Below are 7103 nucleotides of genomic sequence, written 5' to 3' on the forward strand. Positions count from 1 at the left end.
TCGCTTTCACGCAAAGTGACTGTTCGCTTATTCATTTTTAATGCATATCAACTATTCCATATTTTTCAGTAGCTTGTAAGCTTTATAGAACAAATATCATGAAGTTTTACGACAATGATCGTATAGCTCCGCCTCTGGTTGTGCAATTATCGCAGCGAGCAACTAAACTACTGTATATTAAAACAGTGCTGAGGTTGCAAACATGATTATGGATGTACCACCAAAACTGCCAGACAAACCTGTTCGCTTTATGGATCAACTGCGCTCTTTGATCCGTAGCCGGAATCTAGCCTACAAAACCGAGCAAACTTATTGCCACTGGATTAAGCGGTTTATTCGCTTTCATGGAATGCGCCATCCCTCTACCTGCTCCACAAAAGAGGTAGAGCAGTTTCTTTCTCATCTCGCGGTACAGCGCAACAACAGCGTTAGCACACAGCGCACCGCCCTGAATGCTATCGTTTTTCTGTTTCGGGAATTTCTTCGGCAACCGCTGGAGGAGCTATCGTTTGAACTGGCAAGAAAACCACGGCGCCTGCCCACCGTTTTTACGCATGATGAAGTCAAAGCCCTAATAAGCCATCTGCAAGGCACTCCGCAACTGGTGGCGCGTTTAATGTACGGCTCTGGTCTGCGGATTAACGAAGCATTGAGACTGAGAGTAAAAGATATCGATTTTGGCATGCAGCAAATTATTGTGCGCAGTGGTAAAGGCAATAAAGACCGAGTAACCCTGCTCCCAGACGCATTACTAAGGCCACTGGCTCTGCAAATTGAAGCCAGCCTGATACAACATAAGCAGGATTTGGCGAGTGGCCATGGAGAGGTCTACATGCCATTTGCACTGAACCGCAAGTATCAGAGCGCAGCCAGAGAGCCGGCTTGGCAATATCTGTTTCCGGCGGGCAAGTTGGCCATAGATCCACGCAGTAATGTGGTTCGTCGTCACCACTTATTAGATCGCGGCGTTCAGCGAGCCATTGGCACTGCCATTCGCAAAGCAGGTATTTACAAACAGGCAAACAGCCACGCTCTGCGTCACAGCTTTGCTACCCGGTTACTTGAGGCTGGGTACGACATTCGTACCATCCAAAAACTGCTTGGCCATGCCGATGTGCGTACCACAGAAATTTATACCCATGTGGTACGCAAAGGAGGATTCGGTGTGCGAAGTCCTGTCGACGATGGTTTTTAGTGAGCAGGCTGGCTACCGCCTAGCCTTGCAGGCGACTATTGCCTCATTTTCGATTTAACTTATCCTTTGTCACCTGCTTTGCGGCTTGATTTACCGCTGTTATTTTCAGCTAGATTTTAAATCTCAAATGAAGCTGTCAGATTATAAGCAAAGTCGGCTGAGAATATAAGAGCGATATGTTTTCCCATGCGCTAGGCAATAAAAAGCCGCCTTATTTTCATAAGGCGGCTGTGAGCCAATAAAATTAAATCTACGTCAGTTCAAGATAGATTAAGGCCGTACGGCGGACACTTCTATTTCAATTAACCAGCCGGGGTTAACCAATGCAGCCACTTCTACCGCTGAGCGCACGGGTAAATTAGGCTGCTCTTTAGTACCAAAAAACTGGGTGTAGCCTTTCATAAAGCTAGCAAAGTCGACCTTGCCCTCTTCTGCTACTAAAAACACCTGCATGCGGTATACATCACTCATGCTGAGGTTAAGGGATGCGAGTGTGTTCTCTATTACCTTTAATGTAGAAACGGTTTGTTGTTCTATGGTGCCATAGGCTTTTAAGCTGTTAGGGTCGGCTTGCTCGTCAATAACGGTGGGGACTTGGCCGCTTAAGTGCACCACTGTTTTATTGGCCGGTACCTCTACCGCCAATGAGATAGGAAAGTCAGAGTTTGGGAGTTTATGGCGAACTAGCTCTCCTTCTGCTGCTTGTGCTGAACCTGCAACACCCAGCATCATGAGGCCCATGGCCAAACCGGACATTTTATAGTCAGAAATAAGTACGCTCATTTAAACTCCTTAAGGGTTAAGCATTATTGTGGATTAATGTTATGGGTAGATATTGAGTTAAACACCCTATTTACGGCACCAAGCATTAGCTTGGCGCCCTTTGGTTTAGCGTTTAGTCACCGCTTTTACGTCTGCTAGGGTGACTTTTTCTGGGTAGTCGTTACCAAAATTGGTACGTATATAGTTGACGACTTCGGCAATTTGTTCGTCTGACAGATAGCTCTTGAAGCTTGGCATGCCGCCAAAACCGTTGGTTAGCACATAGATAGGATAACCGGCTGAGCTGAGCTTAGGGTTGTTTGCGAGTGCCGGATAAAAACCCGCCCCCGTGTTTACGCCTTTAGCATCTGGCATGTGGCAACCTTGGCAAATGCTGTTATACAGCTCTTCACCGGTTTTTTGTTCAAACTGACCGCTTTCAGACACGGTAGGAGTACCGGCTAACGTCCCAAAACTCACCATTGAGCTGGCAGCTAGCATAAGAGCGAATGTGGTTAACTTTTTCATCATTAACTCCTTTAAGCTGGGGTGTTTTTAGCGGCTTGGGCGTGAGCATGCAAGCGATTAACGGCATCGAGTGACGATAATATGGCGCCTTCCATCCAAGCTGGAATATAAGAGGCGTGCTCACCGGCTAATACGATACGGTTATCAATTTCACATAAGTTTTTATAGTGGGCTTCGCGCGATTCGGGCGTCCACAGGCCATAACAGCCATTAATCCAAGGTACGCGGTGCCACGCCACAGCCACGCCGTTATCAAACTCGTCCATGTATTGGGGGTGAATTTTACTGCCGTACTCGAGGGCTTTTTTAATGCGCATTTCCGGTGACATGGCGGTAAATTCGTAAGAATTCGCATCCCACAAGTAACCGGCCAGCAGCACGCCTTTACCCGGTGAGTGATAGTCGGTACTGGGGTAACTGATCATTTCTATCGGCATATCGGTGTAGCTGATGCCGCCATAAATTTGCTCGTCTTCTTCCCAAAAACGGCGTTTAAACTGCAGGCCTATTTTTACACTGGTATCGTAAGGCACGGCACGGATGGCGCTGCTCAGCTTGCCGCTAAAGTTAGCCGGTATTTGGCCAAGAATAGACAGCGGTATGGTACACACACACCAATCGGCCGATTCGGTCAGGGTATCGCCGGGGTTTTGGCTGTCTACGTAGCTGACGGTGACGCCTTTATCGTCTTGATGGATTTTGGTGACCTTGCTGGAGTAGCGGATCAAGCTGCCCACTTCTTTTTCAAAAGCCTTGGCAATCATATCCATGCCACCTATGGGCTGGAAGATGGTGCTTTGATATTCAAACTCGTTACCGGTCAGCAGATGCTGCCAAAGATTGGAGTTAAGCAGCTCTCCACGGGGCATGGGTGCTGAGTACTGCTGGGTGGGCATTAAGCCGCCACCGGGCATAACGTCGTAACCGCGCATTAAGCTGGCTTCTACCGATTTCACGTATTGATCGTCACCGTTGAGCGAGCCCCATTGGCGCATGATCAGTAATAGCCGCTCGGTATCTTCTTTGGTCATGGCACCGTCTAGGCCTTTTTGGTTCACGCATTTTGCCAATAATTCGGCAATGTGGCCTTGAAAGTCGGCGTGCACTTCGCGGTAACGCTTGGGCTTGCCACCAAAGGCTTTAGTGCTGTGTACGTAGGCGTTATGGTTAATTTGGCTAAACACTTCGAGCTTAACGTTAAACTGTTTGCAGTAATGCAGTACCGCATAATGGTGATAAGGAATACGCCACGGCCCTGGGTTGATATACAAGCCTTCGTCGAATTTACACTCTTGGCTGGCACCGCCTAATTCTGTGTATTTATCGCCTCCGCGCAAGGTCCAACAGCGTCCGCCAGCCCTTTGATTATATTCCAGTATCTTTACCTGATAGCCGGCTTTGCGCATCTCAAATGCTGCCGTCATGCCCGCCAAGCCGCCTCCTAAGATCAATACCGTGGATCCTTTAGGTGCCTCGCCTTTGAGCTGGTAATTTTTTTCATCGAAATTAGATTCACTGGCATAACCTAGGCTAGCCATCGCCTGATACATGGCGGCGGCGCCTGCGGTTTTGCCAATCCAAGTTAATACTGCGCGTCTGCTTACGCCTCGAGTCAGTTGCATATTGGTCTATCTCCAACGGATGGGTACATTAGGCGGTGCTCTGTAGGCGTTAGGTGATACGGTACGCCTGCTCCTGATGACGACTTGCCTCCAGCAAGTATTAACCTAAAGTTACAAATTTGTTTGCTGTAGGTTAAATATTAGAGCGAAAAATAATGTTCTTCCCCCCCAAAAAACCATCCGTTAACAATGAGTATCGAGACCTGCCAACACAACACATAGGTTCAAGCAGGAGCGCTACTTGCAGGGCTAACAAAAACTGAATATCTGGTTCAAGACAATATTTGTATAGCTCCAATCATCACATTTCAGCTTAAGACGCTGCTATGCAGCTAGCCTATACGCCTGCGCACTAGTGTGTCTAAGCGCGGTGTCATTCGTTCGGCATCCACTAAACACTTCGTATACGTTGCATTTTTTAACTTTTGTTAGTCAGTAAGCCATTGATAAATAATATGCCGTTAAATGCTGTGTTACCCTAACTCGGCCTATTGCTTATTAAACGCAAGCAATAGTGCACGCATCTCTCCTCATCCATAACGCTGACCACCACTCGGAGGCCACTGGTGAACACATTGAAAATTCTCTCGCTGCTATTCTGGCTGCTTTGTATTCCTGCCATAAACATGGCTTATGCCCAAAATCCAGATACGCCCTCACCCACGCCGTATGGCGCGCTCGCGGACATGTTAGAAAATGACCAAGCTCGACTGCAGCTGATCGAGCAATTACACCTGTTGTCGGCGCAGCAATTATCTGAGCAGTCTGGGCAAGCACAACCGGAAACGGTTGCCAAGCTTGGCTCCACAAGCCAGAACAGCACAGCCGCAAACACGCCCAGCTCACCCACAAAAATTAAACAATTAGCCGATACCACGCGCCATATCGCCGGTGACTTAGGCAAGCAATTTCACAGTTTAGCTAAGGTGGTGCAGTCTTTGTTTGTCGGTGATAACAGTGCCGAACAGCCCAAATTTGATGGCAGCCATTTTTTAACGGCGACTATTAATCTCGGCTTAGTGGTATTGGCCACTTGGGCTTTGTTTTGGCTATTGCGTCGGCTCAGCATGCCGATTTTTGCCCGGCTCAGTGATTGGTCTCGCCACGGCGAAGGTAAAACGCCGGTATTACGCTTGGTGGTGTGCGTAGCGTTAGCGGCCATGGTGGACGTGCTAGCCATCGGCTTGGCCTATGCGGCAGGTGGCGTAATGGCGACCTTTGTGATTGGCACCACAGGTGAGCTGACCACGCAAAGCTCGCTATTTTTAAATGCCTTTTTAATCATAGAGCTGCTCAAAGCCGGCTTAAGGGTGCTGTTTTCTTCTCGCTATGATGGTCTGCGTCTGTTACCCATAGCGGCCGATGAGGCACGCTATTGGAACCGCTGGTTTGCTTGGCTGGTGGGCTTTGTAGGCTATGGCGTCTTGGTGTTGGAGCCTTTGCTGAGTATTAATATCTCGCCTGCTTTGGGGCAGGCTATGAATACGGTAATCATGCTAGTGGCCTTTATCTGTGCGGTAACGGTTATTCTAAAAAATCGTCTTCGCCTGCGCCTAGCCATTCGCCAACAAGCAGAACAAAGTAGCCTAGCCGCCGGCCAATACAGCCTGATTTTGTTATCGCGCACTTGGCATTGGCTCGCACTGGGCTATTTTGCCACCGTATTTGTACTGACCTTACTGAGCCCTGCTGAGGCACTGCCCTTCGTGCTCTTCGCCACCCTAAAAACATTAGGGTTAATCGTGGTGGCCATTTTGTTATCGACGCTGCTCAGCCAAACCATAGGCCGCCACATTCACTTATCTGATGAACTGCGCCGCAAGTTGCCCTTGCTAGAGCCGCGCATTAATAGCTATGTGCCTACCGCCTTGCGCTTCTTGCGCGTGTTAATCGTGAGCATGGCGCTACTCTTGATCCTGCATGCGTGGCATGGCGTGGACTTAACCCTCTGGTATGAGTCAGAAGCCGGCGGCAAGCTAATGAGCAAGATCATAGCCGTGGCCATTATTTTGGCGGTGGCCGCCGTGCTGTGGGTATTATTGGCCTGCTTAATCGAGCATAAGCTAAACCCTGAAACCGGCACCGGCCAGCCTTCTGCCCGCGCACAAACCTTATTACTGCTATTTCGTAATGCATTGGCCATTACCTTGGCCACCATGACCGTTATGATAGTGCTGTCGCAAATCGGCATTAACATAGGCCCGCTAATTGCCGGTGCTGGGGTGCTGGGCTTAGCCATTGGTTTTGGCGCGCAAAAACTGGTGCAAGACATCATTACCGGGGTGTTTATTCAAGTGGAAAACGCCATGAATACCGGAGACGTGGTGACCTTAGCGGGTATTACCGGCACCGCCGAACACTTAAGCATTCGCTCTGTGGGTATTCGCGACTTAAGCGGCACCTATCATCTGATCCCTTTTTCCAGCGTAGATACGGTCTCTAACTACATGCGCGACTTTGGTTTTCATGTGGGCGAATACCGCGTGGCCTATCGTGAAAGTATTGACGATGCCATCGCGCAGCTAGAACTGGCCTATAACGAGCTGGCCGCCAGTGAATCTATGCAGCACGAAATACTGGCCCCCTTAGAAGTGTCAGGCGTGGTGGCCTTGGCCGACAGCTCGGTTAATATTCGGGTGCGCATTAAAACCACGCCGGGTATGCAGTGGGCCGTGGGGCGGGCTTATAACCGCTTGGTGAAGCAGTACTTTCAGCAAGCGGGTATCGAGATCCCCTTTCCGCACAGCACGGTTTACTTTGGGGTAGATAAGGCAGGCGCCGCACCTGCCGCTAATCTGGCCATCATGGAGCAAGTAGCGGTTCTGGAGGCGCATCAAGGCCGCCAGCTAACCACTCAGGCAACTGACACAGTGCATCAAGATGCACCTAATGAAAAAGATCAGTAACGATTAGCGACTTCTAAGTAGATCGGTATAACAGATGTGGAAATGAAAAAAATATTTTTTGCCACGGAAGAACACGGAACTCACGGACGC

The 7103-nt window shown here is 49.2% G+C and carries 5 protein-coding genes; 2 read left to right on the top strand and 3 right to left on the bottom strand.

Translation table 11 applies throughout. The features are described from left to right. Window positions 1-202: 202 nt before the first annotated feature. Window positions 203-1195, top strand: a complete 993-nt coding sequence (locus tag ACEN2G_RS13375) for an integron integrase (protein ID WP_442022363.1) — start codon at window positions 203-205, stop codon at window positions 1193-1195. A gap of 270 nt (window positions 1196-1465) precedes the next feature. Here ACEN2G_RS13375 and ACEN2G_RS13380 read toward each other — a convergent pair whose 3' ends face one another. The 3 genes from ACEN2G_RS13380 to ACEN2G_RS13390 form a co-directional block, all read right to left on the bottom strand. After that, the gene (locus ACEN2G_RS13380) at window positions 1466-1978 is read right to left on the bottom strand and encodes a RidA family protein (protein ID WP_442022365.1); all 513 of its coding nucleotides are present in this window, start codon (window positions 1976-1978) and stop codon (window positions 1466-1468) included. A gap of 105 nt (window positions 1979-2083) precedes the next feature. Next, entirely contained in the window at window positions 2084-2485 is a 402-nt protein-coding gene (locus ACEN2G_RS13385) for a c-type cytochrome (RefSeq protein ID WP_442022367.1), read from the bottom strand. Window positions 2486-2496: 11 nt separating this feature from the next. Further along, window positions 2497-4107: a flavin monoamine oxidase family protein gene (locus ACEN2G_RS13390; protein WP_442022369.1), complete on the bottom strand. Its 1611-nt coding sequence runs from the start codon at window positions 4105-4107 to the stop codon at window positions 2497-2499. A gap of 566 nt (window positions 4108-4673) precedes the next feature. Between ACEN2G_RS13390 and ybiO the strand changes: the two genes are divergently transcribed. Continuing rightward, window positions 4674-7013, top strand: a complete 2340-nt coding sequence (gene ybiO / locus ACEN2G_RS13395) for a mechanosensitive channel protein (protein WP_442022371.1) — start codon at window positions 4674-4676, stop codon at window positions 7011-7013. Window positions 7014-7103: the final 90 nt, after the last annotated feature.

The organism is Oceanisphaera sp. W20_SRM_FM3, assembly GCF_052119705.1.
Taxonomy (GTDB): domain Bacteria; phylum Pseudomonadota; class Gammaproteobacteria; order Enterobacterales; family Aeromonadaceae; genus Oceanimonas.

Excerpts from the sequence above, each read along its gene's own strand:
- ACEN2G_RS13375 (WP_442022363.1), top strand. The coding sequence starts at position 203 with ATGATTATGGATGTACCACCAAAACTGCCAGACAAACCTGTTCGCTTT.
- ACEN2G_RS13380 (WP_442022365.1), bottom strand. The coding sequence starts at position 1,978 with ATGAGCGTACTTATTTCTGACTATAAAATGTCCGGTTTGGCCATGGGC.
- ACEN2G_RS13385 (WP_442022367.1), bottom strand. The coding sequence starts at position 2,485 with ATGAAAAAGTTAACCACATTCGCTCTTATGCTAGCTGCCAGCTCAATG.
- ACEN2G_RS13390 (WP_442022369.1), bottom strand. The coding sequence starts at position 4,107 with ATGCAACTGACTCGAGGCGTAAGCAGACGCGCAGTATTAACTTGGATT.